The sequence below is a fragment of the Corynebacterium sp. S7 genome (assembly GCF_054401105.1).
The window spans coordinates 779,985-797,598 of the sequence record NZ_CM136760.1 but is presented as its reverse complement, the minus strand read 5'-3'; the positions used below and the strand labels follow the sequence as shown (position 1 = coordinate 797,598).

The window sequence follows — 17,614 nt, the reverse complement described above, 5'->3', positions numbered from 1 at the left end:
GCACAACCAGTTTTCTAAAACAAGGTGGTCGAATCTGAGATCAACTCAGGGTAATCATTGCGCACATTGCCCACTGCGGGGTCGGCCGGCTTCCACTGCAGATCGTCGGCAAGCTGTGATGGCTGGACAAGCTCAAGGGCCTGCTCTGGAGAGCCACTGACCCACTGCTCAATGTCATCTTCGTGCAAGAACAACGGCAGACGGTCGTGGAGCCATTCAATCTTGCCCTGCGAGGCCGTGGTCACCATCGTGGTGGACAGCTGATCGAGCCCAGTCTCCCAGAGTGCGGCGGCATACAGCATGCCTTCCTGGCGGGTGACGTAGTATGGCTTCTTTTCGTGCCACTCGTAGTAGCCGTCAAGCACCATGATCGCGCGCCGCGCCTTAAACGCGGAGCGAAACGATGGCTTCTCGGCCACGGTCTCACCGCGCGCGTTAAACAGCGGCGGGCCCGTCTCATCCTTCTTCCAGGCAGGCAACAGGCCCCATCGGGCGGGTTCGATGCTGGCCTCGGAGCCTGCAAAGCGCACCACGGGCACCTTCTGGGTCGGCGCCACGTTGTAGCGCGGCACGGGCAAACCTTCGGGGGCGACCACGGAGGTCACACCAGGTAGATTGCCAATCTCGCTCATGAGATCCTCGCCGGTGGTAAAGAGAACGAATCGTCCACACATACCATCTATTATGTACTGTATGACAGATCTTTGGCATGCCCCGACCGCCCGCGGCCCCATTGCCCATACCCAGACCATCCCTGGGTCGAAATCAATCACTAACCGCGCGTACATCTTGGCGGCGTTGGCGTCTTATCCGTCGAAGATCATCGGCGCACTACGTTCCCGTGATACGGACCTGATGGAACAGGCGATGGCCTCTCTCGGCACGGAATTTGAGCACAGCAGTAATGACGAGACCGATATCATCACCGTTACCCCCCGCCCACTCCACGGCGCCGACATTGACTGCGGGCTGGCTGGCACCGTGATGCGCTTCGCACCCGCAGTGGCCGCCTTTGCAAACGGCCCCGTCATTTTCGACGGCGACGAGTACGCCCGCAACCGCCCCATGGACGAGATCCTCAACGCACTGCGCAAACTCGGCGTGGAAGTCGAGGGCGACTCACTGCCATTTACTATTCACGGCCGCGGCGAGGCAGAAGGCGGGGAGGTCTCTATTGATGCCTCAGGTTCGTCCCAGTTCGTCTCCGGCCTGCTGCTCGCTGGCCCGCGTTTCAACAAGGGGGTAACGGTGCATAACGCAGGCAAGTCGCTGCCTTCAATGCCACACATCGAAATGACCGTGGACATGCTGCGCAAGTCCGGAGTCACCGTAACCACGAGCGAAAACACCTGGAGCGTTCATCCCGGCGAAATTGAAGGCCGAACCTGGCACATCGAGCCCGACCTGTCCAACGCCACTCCTTTCCTCGCGGCAGCGGCCGCCACAGGTGGTGTCATGCGTATCCCGAACTGGCCAATCGCCACTACCCAGCCCGGCGACGTGATCCGCGACATCCTGGAGCGTATGGGCTGCGAAGTCGAGCTCATCGCCGAGGGCCCCACCCACACTCTCGAGGTCCGCGGCCCGCAGGCTGGCATGCTCACCGGCGTCACCCTCGACATGAGCGATATCGGCGAGCTCACCCCCACTGTTGCCGCGTTGTGCGCCTTGGCTTCCACGCCGTCCACGCTTACCGGTATCGCGCACCTGCGCGGCCACGAGACCGACCGCCTCGCGGCCCTGACCCACGAGATCAATAATCTTGGCGGCAACTGCGTAGAACTCGCCGACGGCCTGCGCATCACACCAGCTCCTCTGCACGGTGGCACCTGGGCTTCCTACGCCGATCACCGCATGGCCACCGCGGGCGCGATCATTGGCATCGTCGTCGAAGGCGTCGAAGTGGAAAATATCGCAACAACATCGAAGACCCTGCCGGGCTTCGAGAAGATGTGGGCGGACATGCTCCGTGGCTAGGTCGCGCAGGTCATACGACGAATCCGATGTCCGCATCCGCCCCGGCAAAGGCTCAAGGCCTCGCACGAAGGACCGCCCGAAGCATGAGGATGCAGTCTTTGGGATGGTCACCACAAAGGACCGCGGCCGCTGGGGCGTCGTACTGGACGACGACACCCTGGTCACCTGCATGCGCGCCCGCGAACTGGGACGGACCTCCATCGAGGTCGGCGACCGCGTCGGCGTCGTCGGAGACACCACAGGCAAAAAGGACACGCTCGCGCGCATCGTCAAACGCGAGGACCGCACCAGCGTGTTGCGCCGCACGGCAGATGATTCCGACCCCTACGAGCGCATCGTGGTGGCGAATGCCGAGATCCTACTCATCGTCGCAGCCGTCGCCGATCCCCCACCACGCACCGGATTTGTCGAGCGCGCGCTCATCGCAGCCTTCGTCGGCGGCCTGACCCCGGTAGTTTGCCTGACCAAATCCGACCTCGCCGACCCCTCCGAGTTCGCCGCGGAATTCGCCGACCTCAACGTCCAGGTGCTCACCACCGGCATCGACGACGACCTCACAGAGTTGCATTCGCTTATCGACGATCGCCTCTCCGCACTCATCGGCCACTCCGGAGTAGGGAAATCCACCCTAGTTAACCGGCTTGTGCCCGATGCCCAGCGCGAAACCGGCGAAGTATCCGGCGTTGGCAAGGGACGCCACACTTCCACGCAATCGGTGGCACTGAAGTTGCCCGAAGGTGGCTGGATCATCGATACCCCGGGTATCCGCTCCTTCGGTTTGGCCCACGTCTCCCCCGAGGACGTGATCGCACCCTTTGAGGATCTCGCCGAGGCAGCTGAAAACTGCCCCCGCGGCTGCACTCACGCCGGCCCCCCAGCCGACCCGGAATGCGCCTGGGACAAGTTCGAAGAGGGCTCGCCCTCCTGGCGCCGCGCTCAGGCCGTGCGCAAGCTGTTGGCCGCGCTACGCAGCAACAACGAATGGGACCTAAAGCAGCTCGACCAGGAACGGTAGCTCGCTCGGGTCGTAGAACGCCATGTAGTTGTCCTGGGCGTCCCCTACTGCCAACTCGGCGTCCTCGTCGCCGAGGTCGGCCTCGTCGATAAGCGAAACTGCCTTTTGCGTTGCCTCTTCGGCCTCTTCCAAGTCGACGTGGATCGCTGCGACGTCCTCGAGCGCAATCGGGCTGGCAACCTTGACTACGGACTCGCCCATATCAGGCATGGGTGTCGCGTCAACGTCAACGGAGACGACCACGCGGCGGTTCGGGAACTTCTCCTCGTCGCCGATAGCAAGCAGGCGCATGGAGGCCAGTGCGGCATCGTCGAAGGCGATCATGTCGATTTCTTCTTGATCGCCCAGATCATAGAGATTCACCAACTCTTCGGTAGCTGCAAATCCCCAGCCATTGCGCACCGGCATCTGACCTTCAGAATCGAGGGTCTCGAGCATGGAAAACGTCGCCGGAATATAGACGCGCACTCTTAGAACTCACCCTCAATATCGAACAGGGACTGGATTTCTACGACGGTGCGGTCGAAGCTGGTGTGCAGGATACCGATCATGCCGTTATCAACGGCGCCGCGGACGTTCAAGATGTCATCGTCGATAAGCACGCAATCGGACAAGTCCGCCTCGATCGCATCGGCTGCCGCTTGGAAAGCCTCGCGCGAAGGCTTCTCCGCGCCGATCTCGCCGGAGAGCACAACCGCGTCCACGATGCCACGGAACTCCCACTCGCGGATCTGGTCAGCGCCTTCCCCGCCTGGATCATTGGACAAGATTGCGGACGCTACCCCTGCGTCACGGACTGCCGCAAGCAGGGAACGCCACCGGCGCTGATCTTCATCATCGGCATCCAAGACACCGACATAGTCCACAATAAGTCCTCGCATGAACCCGACTTTCTATAAATTAATGAAGCGGCCTCTCGGCGCGCGTGAATGAACTAATCGTGACACAATACTACCTAGCCCATGCCACGTCCGCCCTCCTCAGCACACCTGAATTTCTTCATTCCTTTGGAGGGCAGTTTCTCATGTACTATCCCGTTCCCGGTCAGACGCACCTCAGCGTGCTGGTTCCCGGCCAAATTCACCCTCGCCCCGTACCTCGCGGCACTCGTCCGCGTGGCACGGAACCCCGCGGAGCCAGCCAGGGTTCACCCGCGGGCCTGGTCAAGGTCGCGTTGGATGCGGCCTTCGGAATCCGCGAGCTGCGGGCGTTGCAGCAGGCACGGTTTGATCACAGCGTACGCATGCACGTTGCCGCTAAACGACGATCCGAAACCTCCGGACCAGTCAGGATTCTCTCCTTCCACACCCGCGCTAATGGCGAAGTATTCGGGACGGCTGCAACGGAAGAGCGGACATATGGATTTGCCGCCCGCATTGAACGCGGACGGCTGATCAGTTTTAAGGTGCTCTAGGCTGTTCTAGGCCTGGACGGTGCCCTCGGTGTCTTCTGCCTTTGGCTCGAACTGCTTGCGCATCATAAACAGCTGACGCACCGTTTCTTCCTTCACTGCGTCATTCATCGCGTTGAACATGTCGCCGCCTTCCTTCTGGTATTCCACCAGCGGGTCGCGCTGCGCCATGGCACGCAGGCCGATGCCTTCTTTGAGGTAATCCATCTCGTAGAGGTGCTCTCGCCACTTCTGGTCGATCACCGGCAAGATCACCATGCGCTCGATGTTGCGCATCTGGGCATCGCCGCCGATGGCGGCAACGTTTGCCTCGAGGTTGTCGTAGGCCTTCTGTGCGTCGTCGATAAGCGCCTCGCGGAGCTGGTCCGCCGAAAGCTCGCCCGCTGCTCCGTACTCTGTGCCGTCGATGAGTTCCTGTGGGCTCATGGTCGGGCCGTAGAGACCCTCGAGAGCGTTCCACAGCTCGTCGAGGTCCCAGTCCTCCACGTATCCGTCATAGGTTGCGCCATCGACGTAAGCGCCGACGGTCTCGCTGATCATGCGGCGAACCTGGTCCTTGATGTCCTTCGCTCCAAGGATCTCGCGACGCTCGGCGTAGACGACCTTGCGCTGCTCGTTGAGGACCTCGTCGTACTTCAGGACGTTCTTACGCATTTCGAAGTTCTGGTTCTCCACCTGCGCCTGTGCACCCTTAATGGAGTTGGACACCATCTTTGCCTCGATGGGGACGTCGTCTGGCACGTTGAGGCGGTTCATCATGTTTTCCATGGATTGGCCAACGAAGCGCACCATCAGATCGTCGCGCATAGACAGGTAGAAACGGGTCTCGCCTGGATCGCCCTGACGGCCAGAACGGCCACGCAGCTGGTTATCAATGCGGCGAGATTCGTGGCGCTCGGTGCCAAGGACGTAGAGGCCGCCGTTTTCACGGACTTCGTCGCCCAGCTTCTTCGAGCGTTCCTTCGCCTTCGGGAGCTGTTCGTCCCACGCCTTCTGGAAGCTTTCCTCGTCCTCGAAAGGATCGAGGCCCTGGGCCTGCAGCTTCGCGTCCAGCAAGATCTCGGGGTTGCCGCCCAGCACGATATCGGTACCGCGACCTGCCATGTTAGTAGAAACGGTCACCGTACTTGGCATACCGGCCTCGGCGATGATTCGACCTTCTTCCTCGTTGTGCTTCGCATTGAGGACGTTATGCTTAATGCCCTTCTTGTGCAGCAACTGCGAGAGGTACTCGGAGCGTTCCACGGAGGTGGTGCCCACTAGGACTGGCTGGCCGTTTTCGACGTGCTCGGCGATATCGTCGGCTACTGCCGCGAACTTAGCCTCCTGCGTCTTGTAAATCAGATCGTCGCGGTCAATGCGTTGGTTCTCGCGATTGGTTGGGATCTGTACAACATCTAGGCCGTAGATGGAGTTCAGCTCGGCAGCCTCAGTCTCTGCGGTACCGGTCATGCCGGCGAGCTTGTCGTACATGCGGAAGAAGTTCTGCAGCGTGACGGTAGCCAGGGTCTGATTTTCGTTCTTGATCTCCACCTTTTCCTTGGCTTCAATTGCCTGGTGCATGCCCTCGTTGTAGCGGCGACCAGAAAGAACGCGGCCCGTGAAGCTTTCGACGATCATCACTTCGCCCTGGCGGACTATGTAATCCTTGTCGCGCTCGAAGAGCTCCTTCGCCTTCAACGCGTTGGTGAGGTAGCTGACCAGCTGGGAATTTTCAGGATCGTAGAGGTTATCAATACCCAACTGATCCTCGACGAATTCCACGCCCTCTTCGTTGACACCAACGGTGCGCTTCTTCTTATCCACCTCGTAGTGGATGCCCTCGCGCATCCGAGGCGCGAGCTGAGCAAACACGTTGTAGAACTGGCTCGAACCCTCAACTGGACCGGAGATGATCAAGGGGGTACGTGCTTCGTCGATAAGAATCGAGTCAACCTCGTCGACGATGCCGAAATGGTGACCGCGCTGCACGACATCGCTGAGCGACTTGACCATATTGTCGCGCAGGTAGTCAAAGCCGAGCTCATTATTCGTGCCGTAAGTGATGTCGGCGTCATAGGCCTTCTTGCGCTCTGGCGCGCGCATGTCGGACAAGATGACACCCACCTCGAGGCCCAAGAAGCGGTGCACACGGCCCATCATCTCGGCGTCGCGTCGTGCCAGGTAATCGTTCACCGTGACAATGTGCACACCCTTGCCCTCGAGGGCATTGAGATATGCGGGCAGCACCGACGTGAGGGTCTTGCCTTCACCAGTTTTCATCTCGGCGACGTTGCCGAAGTGCAGGGCGGCACCACCCATGATCTGCACCAGGTAGTGCTTCTGGCCGAGCACACGCCACGACGCCTCACGCGCGGTAGCAAAAGCGTCAAGCAAGATGTCGTTGAGATCCGCGCCTTCTTCCAGCTGCTTTTTGAACTCACCGGTCTTCGCCTTGAGCTCTTCATCGGTGAGCTTTTCGTACTCGCCTTCCAAAGAGATGACGTCTTCTGCGATTTTCTTCAGTCGCTTGACCGTACGGCCTTCACCGGCCCGGAGCAGCTTGGACAGTCCAAACACGTATTTAGTCCTTCGATCTGTGTGGAGGATATTTTCTAAGACTTTAGTATCAATGCGCTATTGTACGCGCACCGCCATAGGGCTCCCTAGCAACCTACCCAGCAAAGTGAAAAAATCACCACCCTGGGAGGACCCAGAGGCGGTGATTAATTCGAGCGCTTGCGACTACTGTGCGTCTTCCTCTTCAACGAGGGAGATCAAGCCGTAATCAAACGCGTGACGACGGTAAACCACAGAAGGGCGACCGGTCTCTTCATTCACGAACAAGTAGAAATCGTGTCCGACGAGCTCCATCTCGCTGAGCGCCTCATCGACGCTGATTGGCGTTGCGGAGTGCTCCTTGGTGCGAACAACCTGGCCCGGCTCGACGTTCTGGACCTGATCTGCATAAGGATCCACATCGTACTTGCCGTTGTTTTCAGCCTTTGCCTTATCCGCCTCATCGACGAGTTCGGCAGCGACCTGACCGGTGGACTTCGGTGCACGGTGGCCGGACATGGAGATCTCGCGGCGAACCTTCACCTTACGCAGGGAACGCTCCATCTTGGCCAATGCAGTTTCAAGAGCAGCGTAGAAGCTGTCTTCCTTTGCCTCAGCGCGAGCGATGTGACCCTTGCCAGTGGCAGTAATCTGAATGCGATTAGCCTCTGCCTCACGGCGTGGATTCGGCTCATGCTGCAGCTCAACATGGAAAAAAGTCAACGTTGGGTCAAGCTTTTCAATCTTCGAGAGCTTGGTATTGACGCGGTCTTGGAAGTGCTCTGGAACCTCGACGTTACGACCGGTGATGGTCACCTGTGCTTCGGGGCTGAGGACTTCGTGGTTTTCTGCAGTGGTCATCTGCTTCCTCCCTACTAGGTGGGGACTGGGTGTAATTCCTACTATACGTCTGGTCATAACCGCATTGCCACAAAGCCCCCTCTTAATTCTTGTGGCACTAATTAGGCAGCCGCAATAGTCACTGCACCTGCGACTTTGGCTCCGCGGCTGAGCAAATTCTCGATAGTTGCCTGCAGGGTTGCACCGGTGGTTACGACGTCATCGACCACAATTACTGTGTCGCGCGGCACCCCAGAAATGATAATTCCGCCACTCAAATTCTTTCTGCGCCCGGCTGCATCAAGCTCTGTTTGATCGCGCACGCTCTGTGCTAAAGACACCACGGGCAGCACGGTGCGACCGGTGGCCTGGCACACGGCGGTCACCGGATCCCCTCCTCGTTGCCTGGCTGAAAAGGCGCGTGTTGGCGCCGGCACAAGGACTGTGGGGACGGGAAGCTCGCCGCGCGCTTCGAGGTGTTCGAGACCGGCGTGAAGAACGGCGCCTATTAATCGTCGTATAGCGATATTTTTGTGCTCTTTCATCGCCAGAATGACTTGACGATGCGCGCCCGCATATGGGCCGAGCGAAAAGACCGGCACGTGTGGCGACTCGCGGGTAACCACACGCTGCGGGGGCCGGGCCAGCTCGTGGCGGCACTTCGAGCACAGGTGCTCCCCGGGCGCTCCACACCCCGCGCAATGGCGAGGTAGGAGCAGCTCGATCACTTTGCTACCACTGCGGCTGAGCGTGCGCCTTGCAGTCCTGGGACCTCGCGCCAGTTGACGGACTCTTGGCCTTGCATCGGGAATTGCAGCAACGCATTCGCATCGGTGACATAGATCATGGTTGAGCTCGTGGCCACCATCACCACTGGGGCGTTGATGTTGCCCGTGGGCAAGGTGGTTGAGGCGGAACCATCTTGTTCGACTCGGATCACCGGCGTGTCCACCGAGGACGTTCCCACAATGAGTGCGCCGTCCGAAGACCAATCCACTGAGACGGCCGACCCCTCGAGCTCGTGGGCGTACTCGATGACGTTGACCACCGAACGCTCCCCTGCCGCGCTGCGCTCGACGATGCCAACATAGAGGCGTCCATCAATGATCATGGCCACCCGGGCACCCGAATCCGAGATCCTTAAGACCGAGATGTCTCCATGAATGTTGTTTAAGAAGGAAGAATCAACTTCACTGCTGACAACCTCGCTGGTGGTGTTCGAGCGCACCGCGCGAATGATCCGGTTGCCGTCTGCTACAACCCAGGCCACGTTGTTGTTCAGTTCAAAGGTTGGCCGGGAGAATTCCGCGGCGCGCATCACTTCGACTTGTGGGGTCTCCATCCCGCCCACGGAGAAAATTTTGGTGTTCGGATCATTCGGATCGTTAAGAACTGCAGCGGCGTGGCCATCTGCGGAAAGATCAACGGATTCAATGTTGCCGGAGGCACCTAAGCTGGTCTCCACTGGGCGGGTTTGATTTCCTTCCACGCTAAACAGCCGACCATTGTTTAATGCGTAGAGACTGAAAGCCTCTTCGGAGGGGGCTTGCGGATCCATCCCTGCGAAATCATCTGTGGTTAGACCCTGGCCATTGTTGTTAAGCGAGACTCCATCGAAGGAGATTTTGTACGGCCCTGGCACGCCAGCCACCGCCAGAGTCCACACAACCTGGCTTGCCATCCGCTGCACTTCATCGGGATTGTGCGGGCCAACACCGGTAAATTCGTAGACCCCGTCGGTCTTGCCCGAGAAATTCGCACCCGCCGGCAGCCCCGACCACGTGGCCGGGCGAAGGCGATCGTTGGGGCCCGCCGCCAAAAGGCTCATCAACACTGTGTCAATCGATTCTGCGCCTGAGTAAATCCACCGGCGATCAGAGACTAGGGTTTCACCTGTGGAATTGAGGAAGAAGAGGTTGTAGGGCTGGTACTGATTACGCAGCTCCGTACGTTCCAAAATAATGCCCGAAGGTAGCGACGAGATCCTCCACTCACCGTTGACCTGTTCCAGCTCGATGGTGGCCTCATAAACGCCGGTCTCCGGGTAGAAATTGCCCCCGTCTCGCAGCGAGCCGGTGACATCGCCGCGCACGGAGAAGCTCCTGCGCTGGCCGGTGGCACCGGGTTGGGTGGTTAGGTCGATGCGATCGACGATCAGCGTAGATTCATTCGGGCTCCACACTTCTTGGGCAGCCGGGGTCAGGAAGCTGCGCGCCGCCTCATAGTCGCCCCGGGGAATTGCCCCGGCTGCATAGAAATCTCGCAGTAGAAGGTCAGGCTCGCGGCCTGCTTGAGGAGCCGGCACGCTGCTCGCGCCACTATTGGGCTCAAACGAGCGGATCGCTGCGGGGCCCGTATTGGTGGGCAGCGAGGTGCACGCTGTCAACGCCAGCGAGCCCGCAACAAGAAGCGCGACAGTACTCCGGGACGCATTCGGCCAACGCTTGTGGGTGTGCTCCATTGTTACTTCGCCTCCTCCTGCTCAATCGGGCCGACCGGCGGAGCAAGCGGGCTCGGCGACTCGACAATCCCCTCGTCGATAGCACGCGGAATGACCAGCCGGAATTGCGAGCCAACACCGATCGTGCCTGCTGCATCAAGGGTTCCTTTATGCAGTATTGCATCTTCGCGAGCGATTGCAAGGCCGAGTCCGGTTCCGCCCGAATGCCGCTTACGGGAAGCATCTGCGCGCCAGAACCTGTTGAACACAAGTTCTTCCTGGCCCGGCTTCAATCCCACACCGTAGTCGGTGACGGTATATGCCACCGCAGAATCGTTTGCCGTCAGCGCAACGACGACTGGGTTACCTTCCGAGTGATCGAGTGCATTCGCCAGCAGGTTGCGCAAGATGCGCTCGATGCGACGAGTGTCTCCCTCGATGGGCACTGGGTCTTCTGGAACGTCGAACTTTACTTCGACCTCGAGTTCTTCCGCGAGGTGCTGGGTTTGCTCCCACGCCGACTGCAAAGGTGCGCGCGCATCAATCTTCGTTACTGCCAGATCGGCTACACCCGCGTCGTGGCGCGAAATTTCGAGCAGGTCGCCCAGCAACGCCTCGAAGCGGTCTAGCTCGCGGATCATCAATTGGCTGGCGCGCTTGGTGTGCGGTTCCAACGAATCCTCATCTGCTGCAATCATGTCCGCGGCCATACGCACGGTAGTTAGCGGGGTACGCAGCTCGTGCGAAACGTCTGAGGTGAATTGGCGCTGCAAGTCACCGTATTCCTCCAGCTGGTGAATCTGGCTGGAGAGCTTATCTGCCATGTTGTTAAACGACAGCGCAAGCCGCGCCATTTCGTCTTCGCCCTCGACGGCCATGCGCTCTCGCAGGTGCCCGGCAGCAAGGCGCTCCGCAATCCTCGATGCCGAACGCACAGGCGTGGTGATCTGCTGGGTGGCCAGCCAGGCAATACCGACTAGCAAGACCACAACGACGATTCCCGCCGTAGAAAGCAGACCGCGCATCAGCGCCATCGTGGATTCTTCCGATTCCATGGACAACACAAGGTAGACCTGCAGGTCCTGGATATCTGAATTCGTCGGCGTGCCAATAATGTAGGCGTTATAGGTCGACCCATCAGAACGCGTCATCGGGACGTATTGGTCGGAGATCTGGCCCTGCGAGACGTAATCGCGCAGCTCCTGAGGAATGTTGTATCCCTCCGGCGAGGTTGTCACCGTGCCATTAGTTCCTTCAACGACAAGCACCGGTTCGTAGACTGCCGCGGCATCTTGAGTACTAGAGGATTGACTAGTCAGCGATGCGCGCGCTGAATTGAGCCGCACCTGCGTCGAAGTTGACGAGCCGGTGGCATTAATCTGCTGCTCTACCGTTTCGCGGGCACGTTCAAGCTGGCCCATCGCGATGTCTTCCTTGGTGGTAACAAGGCGTTGGGTCACCACCGACGCAAGCGCAAAGCCCAATACGGCCATGACTACGGTTGAAGCTATCAATACGGACCCGATGAACCTCACCTGCAGCGAGGTACGCCAAGCGTCCGCGATCCGCGTACGGATCGCTTTAAGTTTATCTATCAGGGTAAATTACTCCCCCATTGTTCCCGTCTTATATCCCACGCCACGCACGGTGAGAACGATCTGCGGGTCTTCTGGATCCTTCTCAATCTTGGAACGCAGGCGCTGAATGTGCACATTGACCAAGCGAGTATCGGATGCATGGCGATAGCCCCACACCGACTCAAGCAATTCCTCACGAGTATGTACCTGTCGAGGCTTGCGTGCAAGTTCCAACAATAGGTCAAACTCCAGTGGGGTCAAGGAAATTTCCTCGTCCCCACGCTTCACCACATGCTGAGGCACGTCAATGGTCAAATCGCCTACCTCAAGCACCTCACTTGGTGCCCCGTCGGTGCGGCGCAGACGCGCACGAACACGAGCGACAAGCTCCTTCGGCTTGAACGGCTTCGTAATATAGTCGTCCGCCCCGGATTCCAGCCCAAGCACCACGTCAACGGTGTCGGTCTTGGCCGTTAGCATCACGATCGGAACCGAGGACTCAGCACGGATAGCCTTGCAAATGTCCACACCATTCATGCCTGGGAGCATGAGATCGAGCAAGATTAGGTCTGGTTCCTGCTCGCGAAATGTCGGCACAGCTTCATTGCCGTCATTTACCACGATGGCTTCAAGGCCTTCAGACTCAAGCACGATCGACAGCATCTCGGAGATTGCTGGGTCATCGTCGACGACGAGGATCTTGTGGGACATTGCCGACTCCTTTATAGTTTTTGGATCTCTTGCAGAATAGCTGTGGGATCCGAAGAATGCACCCATTTACCCGCCCAATTACTTTCGGCAAGGCGGACATAGGCATTGTAGGTATCGCGTTGGAGCTCTGAATTGCGCTCGTAGCTATCACGCGTGCGCGTTGCATCGGCTTCTTCGCGAAGCTGCGCCCGACGCGAAGATTCCTCTGGCGTTGTTGCCAACAAGATTTGCAAGTCCGGCTTAGGCAGCCCGAGCCGATCAAACTCGAGTGCTGCTACCCAGTCGAACACAGAATCGTCGCCAGTGCGCGCGGCGGTATACGCCGCGTTCGAGGCGACATAGCGGTCAAGGATGATCGTCCGGTCAGGGTTGCCGGAATACTCCTGCAGCTTATCGACGACGCCCGCGCGGTCCAATGCAAACAGAGTCGCCATGGCGTATGCGGAATCGGTGAGATCCCCCATCCGCCCATGCAACGCTTCGTGAGCAAGTTGGGCGTGCACCGAATCGTCGTAACGCGGAAACGCCATTGTGTCCGCGTTCAACTGCTCCTTCAACGCCGTGACCAGGGTGTTTTTTCCTGCGCCGTCGATCCCCTCAACCGCAATGATCATAATTAGTAGCGGTAGTGCTCTGCCTTGTATGGGCCAGCAACATCGACGCCGATGTAGTCTGCCTGTTCCTTGGACAGCTCGGTGAGTTTGCCGCCGAGCGCCTCAACGTGGATGCGCGCGACCTTCTCGTCGAGAATCTTTGGCAGACGGTAAACCTCGTTGTCGTAGTTCGCACCGTTGGTGTACAGCTCGATCTGCGCGATGGTCTGATCCGCGAAGGAGTTCGACATCACGAAGGATGGGTGGCCAGTAGCATTGCCCAGGTTGAGCAGGCGACCCTCGGAGAGCACGATGATGGAGTTGCCGGATGGCAGGGTGAACAAGTCAACCTGTGGCTTGATGTTCACGCGGGTGACATCGTCGCGGTGGATCAGCGAGTGCATGTCAATCTCGTTGTCGAAGTGACCGATGTTGCCCAGCACTGCGTGGTCCTTCATCTTCTCCATGTGCTCGAAGGTGATGATGTCCTTGTTGCCGGTGGAGGTGATCACGATGTCTGCATCTGCGATGGCATCTTCGGTAAGTACGACGTCGAAGCCGTCCATCAGGGCCTGCAGCGCGTTGATCGGATCGATCTCGGTGACGGAGACGATCGCGCCCTGGCCGTCGAGTGCCTCGGCGACACCCTTGCCCACGTCGCCGTAACCGCAGACGAGGGCCTTCTTGCCGGCAATGAGCATATCGGTGCCGCGGTTGAGGCCATCGATGACCGAGTGGCGGGTGCCGTAGCGGTTATCAAACTTGGACTTGGTCACGGCGTCGTTGACGTTCATTGCTGGGAAAGGCAGGGTGCCTTCCTTGGCAAAGTGGTAGAGGCGGTGCACACCAGTGGTGGTCTCCTCGGTGACGCCCTTGATGGACTCAGCCAGGTTGGTCCACTTGGTGTTGTCTTCCTTAAGTACCTCGGCCAGCATGGCGTAGAACGCGATCTGTTCGTCTGGGTCGTTTGGCTGAGCAGCCGGAACTGCACCGGCCTGCTCGAATTCCTTGCCCTTGATTACTGCCATGGTAGCGTCGCCGCCATCATCCAGAATCATGTTAGGCGCCTCGCCTTCCCAGGTAAACACCTGGTTCAGGCACCACCAGTATTCGTCGAGGGTCTCGCCCTTCCAGGCAAATACTGGAACACCCTGCGGGTTTTCTGGGGTGCCGTTCTTGCCAACGACGATCGCAGCTGCTGCTGGGTCCTCGGTGGAGAAGATGTTGCACGATGCCCAACGCACCTGTGCACCTAACGCCGTGAGGGTTTCAATCAGGACCGCGGTTTGCGTGGTCATGTGGATTGAACCGACGATACGTGCACCCTTCAGTGGTTGCTCTTCCGCATACTCGCGGCGCAACTCCATCAGTCCTGGCATCTCGTACTCTGCGAGATCGATCTGCTTGCGACCAGCCTCATAGAGGTTGATGTCTGCGATCTTGTAATCCTGTTCACCTAGGACTGCTTGTGCGTCAGCCATGAAGTTTGAGCTCCTATCAAACGAGAAATGAAAACAATTATTTGTACCCGATCCACTCTAGCGTGAACTTTTCTCGTCGGCTTATGACTGCGTTTAATCGGAAAGAATTACAAGCTTCCCCAGGACAGAACTAGGACAGGGCTTCAATGAACTGATCAATATCGTGATCGGTATCTGCGGCCTCGAGGACGCTAATGGCAGCTTCTGCGAGCTTCTCATCAACTTCTCCCATCAAGCCACGAATGAATGGGTACTGCTGCGCTACATCGCCAGCGGCGAAGGGAGCACCAGCCCAAATTGCGGCGATCGTCGCGGCGGCTTGGCCATTGAGCAACTCGTCCTCAGTGCTCTTGTCTTGATTTGCCGCCAGCAGGCAGGCATCGGTAACAGACTCGACAATGTCATCATCGTCTAGGTCGACCAATTCATCGAGAAAATCGACATTGGTTTCTTCTGCAAAAATGTCAGAATCCCACGTGCTCATTGTTGTGCTCCTTGAAGTCGTTTTGGCATAAAGAAGTAAAGAGGAAGTAAAACTGCCACGCCGCATATTAACCGCTCATAGTTAGTAATACTGTCTTTCCAGCTGACACGCTATAGATCGTGGAATAAACTTCGGTAACTGAACGCCTTGCTCCGCAAGAGCACAGCAGGAGCACATCAGAAGCACGCCATTTTATAAGACATTAGGCATATGTGCCAGAGCTCACAATCAATTCTATATACCCACGTTGATCAATATTTTTTCAGGGAATACACATCGTTTACCCAATTCAAAATTGGCATGTCCGGTTGTTACCGAGTTGTTACAAAGGTTAGACTTCATAACCGCAGACCAGTATTAATGCAGAAATACCACCATTTTGACATATCTCATATTGATAAAGCACTAGGATTGAGAAAACACTTAGGAGGGGGAAAGTATGGGCAGGAGAAAAGTGCGCCCGATGCTGTTCATTGCAGCGGGAATTGTCATCGCAGCTTTGATCGGACTTGGTGTTTGGTACACCGGCTCCCCTTCTTCTAATGACGGCATCTCAACTAAACGGTCGGACGCGCTACCTAGTTCGCATACGGCTAACATCACTACGTCGGCCACCCAGGACGAGCCCCGCGGTGCTACGCCGACATCAGCAGAGGACATCGCCCATCAGACTCCATACGCCGAGCCGGATGAGAATGACCCCTTCCTGCCACCCAACGCCCGCTTAGCCGCGCCGAGTTCCATCGAACGGGAAACTAATGTGTACCGTCCAACAAATGTCGTGCCGGACGGCTCGGTAAAAGATGGCTCGGCTCAAGATCGCTCAGTGCCAGGAGACTCATCACAAGGTGATCTAAGCACTGAACCGGGTGGAAGTTCTCACGGCGATACCCTGGCTTCTGCATCCCGTCCAGGTGCAGCGGATGAGACTCAGCCGACGCGTCCTGTTATCGGGACAGAAACTCCTGGAACCACTGGGATCCCTTCTTCTACTGCACCTGGGGCCTCCACGGATCAAGTTCAGACGCAACCTTCCACTCCGCCGCTTCCTCCGCAGGAATCTTCACCTCCAGCGGATTCTAATGGATTCAACGTTCAGGCTGATCAACAACCGGAAGGCCAGCCAGCGCAGACAGAGTCCGCGCCAGCGCCGACTCAGTCTCCGGCTCAACAAGAACCCACGGTTGTTCCGGCGCCGCAGCAGCCTGCTCAGGAACAAGCTCCGCAAGGCCAACCGCAAACGCAACAGCAGCAGGTTTCGCAGCCTCAGTTGAGTAATTTCGGGAATGACCTGTGGTGGCAGCAGCTGCAGAGTCAATTCATCCGCTAGCGCCTACACCCTAGCGCCTAAGCCTAAGCGCCTACACCCTGGCGTAGAATACCTCTGTGCCAGACTCCCCACGGAAACAATGTGCTGGATCCTTCGCTGGGATCCACGCCGCCATTCCGGGTGTGAGCGTGATGTCGCCGCTGGTGGCCTCACCTGCGGTACACAGCACGATGGCGGGACCATCGCAATCAGCAATTAAGTCGGCTGTGCCCAAATCATGCCTACTTAAAATGAAGTCAGGCACCGAAACAGGATATTCAGTCACCCCGTCATGACATTCAGCATCGACCCGGGGATGCGCGAGTGTCGAGAAATCCAGCACGCGAACCAGCTCCGGCACGTCCACGTACTTGCTGGTCAAACCACCACGCAGGACGTTATCGGAGTTTGCCATGATCTCCACTCCCATCCCACGTACGTAGGCGTGCAACTGCCCTGCCCGCAAATGGATTGCTTCACCTGGCTGCAAAACAACGTAGTTGAGCAGCAACGCAGCAAGCACTCCCACATCGGATGGATAGATTTCCTTCAGCTCGAGGAAACAGCGTGCTACGTCGCCGATCCAGTCCTCGCGATCGCTAATTTGCTTACAACTATCCTCAGCAGCTTCCAGAAGCGTCGTCCGCACGCTACGCGGAATGGTAATCCACGTGGTAAACAGCGCCCTGAGACTTGCATCTTCATGTTCCTGGTCGATCATGGTGAGGTAGCGATCAAAAGGTTCGCAATCCAACACCCTGAATAATTCCCGAGTCTTTTCCAAGGGGCGGAAACCAGCAAGAGCGTGAAATTCCGTCAAGGCGACAATCAGCTCTGGCTTGTGGTTCGGATCTTTGTAATTACGGTTCGGATCTCGCTCCGGCAACCCTTGCGCAACTTCGCGCGCAAATCCATCTTGCGCCTGCTCCAAGGAAGGATGCGCCTGCAAACTCAACGGTTCATCTGCCGCGAGAAGTTTCAGTAGAAAAGGGAGGTCACCGCCGAATTGTTCGGTAACACGCGCACCCAATTGGCCGTGCTGGTCTGCGGCGATCTTCTCATCGAGCTTCTGTCCCCCAACTATTGAAGGGTCACCAGGATGGGCACCAAACCAAATCTCAGCCTCGGGAGTTGCTGTCGGAGTTGGCTTTCCCCGTAGCTCCGCGAGCTTGGTGCGCGACCCCCAGGGGTAACTGCGCAAGGCGCCAGTCATTAGCTCCATGTCGGTTAGGACTCCT

17 protein-coding genes are annotated in these 17,614 nt (G+C 58.1%); 4 read left to right on the top strand and 13 right to left on the bottom strand.

From position 1 onward, the window contains the following. Positions 1-14: 14 nt before the first annotated feature. A complete protein-coding gene (locus ACXZ66_RS03885; RefSeq protein ID WP_458750611.1) occupies positions 15-674 on the bottom strand; it encodes an SOS response-associated peptidase in 660 nt (219 codons plus the stop codon). A 10-nt stretch (positions 675-684) separates the two neighbouring features. On the opposite strand from ACXZ66_RS03885, the gene aroA reads away from it, so the two are divergent. Then, positions 685-1,977, top strand: coding sequence for a 3-phosphoshikimate 1-carboxyvinyltransferase (gene aroA / locus ACXZ66_RS03880; RefSeq protein WP_458750610.1), 1,293 nt, complete (start codon positions 685-687; stop codon positions 1,975-1,977). Further along, positions 1,970-2,992: a ribosome small subunit-dependent GTPase A gene (rsgA, locus tag ACXZ66_RS03875; protein WP_458750609.1), complete on the top strand. Its 1,023-nt coding sequence runs from the start codon at positions 1,970-1,972 to the stop codon at positions 2,990-2,992. The genes aroA and rsgA overlap by 8 nt, the downstream gene beginning before the upstream one ends. Here the strand turns inward: rsgA and ACXZ66_RS03870 are convergent. Together ACXZ66_RS03870 and ACXZ66_RS03865 are read right to left on the bottom strand one after the other, a co-directional pair. Continuing rightward, positions 2,966-3,460 (bottom strand): DUF6912 family protein, encoded by a 495-nt coding sequence (locus ACXZ66_RS03870; RefSeq protein WP_458750608.1) that lies wholly within the window; start codon positions 3,458-3,460, stop codon positions 2,966-2,968. The two genes, rsgA and ACXZ66_RS03870, sit on opposite strands and share 27 nt — an antisense overlap. A gap of 2 nt (positions 3,461-3,462) precedes the next feature. Then, a complete protein-coding gene (locus tag ACXZ66_RS03865; protein ID WP_458750607.1) occupies positions 3,463-3,873 on the bottom strand; it encodes an HAD family hydrolase in 411 nt (136 codons plus the stop codon). A gap of 143 nt (positions 3,874-4,016) precedes the next feature. Between ACXZ66_RS03865 and ACXZ66_RS03860 the strand changes: the two genes are divergently transcribed. Next, positions 4,017-4,406, top strand: coding sequence for a hypothetical protein (locus tag ACXZ66_RS03860; RefSeq protein WP_458750606.1), 390 nt, complete (start codon positions 4,017-4,019; stop codon positions 4,404-4,406). Between the two features lie 6 nt (positions 4,407-4,412). Here ACXZ66_RS03860 and secA read toward each other — a convergent pair whose 3' ends face one another. From secA to ACXZ66_RS03815, 9 genes are all read right to left on the bottom strand, one after another. Further along, complete coding sequence (gene secA / locus ACXZ66_RS03855) at positions 4,413-6,962, bottom strand: preprotein translocase subunit SecA (RefSeq protein ID WP_458750605.1); 2,550 nt, start codon at positions 6,960-6,962, stop codon at positions 4,413-4,415. Between the two features lie 165 nt (positions 6,963-7,127). Beyond that, entirely contained in the window at positions 7,128-7,802 is a 675-nt protein-coding gene (hpf, locus tag ACXZ66_RS03850; protein ID WP_458750604.1) for a ribosome hibernation-promoting factor, HPF/YfiA family, read from the bottom strand. Between the two features lie 101 nt (positions 7,803-7,903). Continuing rightward, positions 7,904-8,509 (bottom strand): ComF family protein, encoded by a 606-nt coding sequence (locus ACXZ66_RS03845; RefSeq protein ID WP_458750603.1) that lies wholly within the window; start codon positions 8,507-8,509, stop codon positions 7,904-7,906. Next, positions 8,506-10,242 carry an MtrAB system accessory lipoprotein LpqB gene (gene lpqB / locus ACXZ66_RS03840; protein ID WP_458750602.1) on the bottom strand — a complete coding sequence of 579 codons (1,737 nt, stop codon included), beginning with the start codon at positions 10,240-10,242 and terminating at the stop codon, positions 8,506-8,508. Before lpqB ends, ACXZ66_RS03845 begins: the two co-directional genes overlap by 4 nt. Positions 10,243-10,244: 2 nt before the next feature. Continuing rightward, positions 10,245-11,798 (bottom strand): MtrAB system histidine kinase MtrB, encoded by a 1,554-nt coding sequence (gene mtrB, locus ACXZ66_RS03835; protein ID WP_458751257.1) that lies wholly within the window; start codon positions 11,796-11,798, stop codon positions 10,245-10,247. Positions 11,799-11,825: 27 nt separating this feature from the next. Next, complete coding sequence (gene mtrA / locus ACXZ66_RS03830; RefSeq protein ID WP_458750601.1) at positions 11,826-12,509, bottom strand: MtrAB system response regulator MtrA; 684 nt, start codon at positions 12,507-12,509, stop codon at positions 11,826-11,828. A gap of 11 nt (positions 12,510-12,520) precedes the next feature. Next, positions 12,521-13,123, bottom strand: a complete 603-nt coding sequence (locus ACXZ66_RS03825; protein ID WP_458750600.1) for a dTMP kinase — start codon at positions 13,121-13,123, stop codon at positions 12,521-12,523. Positions 13,124-13,125: 2 nt separating this feature from the next. Then, positions 13,126-14,583, bottom strand: coding sequence for an adenosylhomocysteinase (gene ahcY / locus ACXZ66_RS03820; RefSeq protein WP_458750599.1), 1,458 nt, complete (start codon positions 14,581-14,583; stop codon positions 13,126-13,128). A gap of 130 nt (positions 14,584-14,713) precedes the next feature. Next, a complete protein-coding gene (locus ACXZ66_RS03815; RefSeq protein WP_458750598.1) occupies positions 14,714-15,067 on the bottom strand; it encodes a DUF4259 domain-containing protein in 354 nt (117 codons plus the stop codon). 439 nt (positions 15,068-15,506) lie between these two features. Here ACXZ66_RS03815 and ACXZ66_RS03810 point away from each other — a divergent pair, with 439 nt between their 5' ends. Further along, positions 15,507-16,397, top strand: coding sequence for a hypothetical protein (locus ACXZ66_RS03810; RefSeq protein WP_458750597.1), 891 nt, complete (start codon positions 15,507-15,509; stop codon positions 16,395-16,397). Positions 16,398-16,428: 31 nt separating this feature from the next. On the opposite strand, the gene manA is transcribed toward ACXZ66_RS03810, so the two are convergent. Continuing rightward, on the bottom strand, positions 16,429-17,598 hold the full coding sequence (manA, locus tag ACXZ66_RS03805) for a mannose-6-phosphate isomerase, class I (protein ID WP_458750596.1): 1,170 nt from the start codon (positions 17,596-17,598) through the stop codon (positions 16,429-16,431). Positions 17,599-17,614 lie beyond the last annotated feature (16 nt).

What these genes read in the sequence shown, in the direction of transcription:
- ahcY (WP_458750599.1), bottom strand. Translation starts at nt 14,583, where the DNA reads ATGGCTGACGCACAAGCAGTCCTAGGTGAACAGGATTACAAGATCGCA.
- ACXZ66_RS03885 (WP_458750611.1), bottom strand. Translation starts at nt 674, where the DNA reads ATGTGTGGACGATTCGTTCTCTTTACCACCGGCGAGGATCTCATGAGC.
- manA (WP_458750596.1), bottom strand. Translation starts at nt 17,598, where the DNA reads ATGGAGCTAATGACTGGCGCCTTGCGCAGTTACCCCTGGGGGTCGCGC.
- aroA (WP_458750610.1), top strand. Translation starts at nt 685, where the DNA reads ATGTACTGTATGACAGATCTTTGGCATGCCCCGACCGCCCGCGGCCCC.
- ACXZ66_RS03865 (WP_458750607.1), bottom strand. Translation starts at nt 3,873, where the DNA reads ATGCGAGGACTTATTGTGGACTATGTCGGTGTCTTGGATGCCGATGAT.
- ACXZ66_RS03810 (WP_458750597.1), top strand. Translation starts at nt 15,507, where the DNA reads ATGGGCAGGAGAAAAGTGCGCCCGATGCTGTTCATTGCAGCGGGAATT.
- ACXZ66_RS03825 (WP_458750600.1), bottom strand. Translation starts at nt 13,123, where the DNA reads ATGATCATTGCGGTTGAGGGGATCGACGGCGCAGGAAAAAACACCCTG.
- ACXZ66_RS03815 (WP_458750598.1), bottom strand. Translation starts at nt 15,067, where the DNA reads ATGAGCACGTGGGATTCTGACATTTTTGCAGAAGAAACCAATGTCGAT.
- lpqB (WP_458750602.1), bottom strand. Translation starts at nt 10,242, where the DNA reads ATGGAGCACACCCACAAGCGTTGGCCGAATGCGTCCCGGAGTACTGTC.
- ACXZ66_RS03860 (WP_458750606.1), top strand. Translation starts at nt 4,017, where the DNA reads ATGTACTATCCCGTTCCCGGTCAGACGCACCTCAGCGTGCTGGTTCCC.
- hpf (WP_458750604.1), bottom strand. Translation starts at nt 7,802, where the DNA reads ATGACCACTGCAGAAAACCACGAAGTCCTCAGCCCCGAAGCACAGGTG.
- mtrA (WP_458750601.1), bottom strand. Translation starts at nt 12,509, where the DNA reads ATGTCCCACAAGATCCTCGTCGTCGACGATGACCCAGCAATCTCCGAG.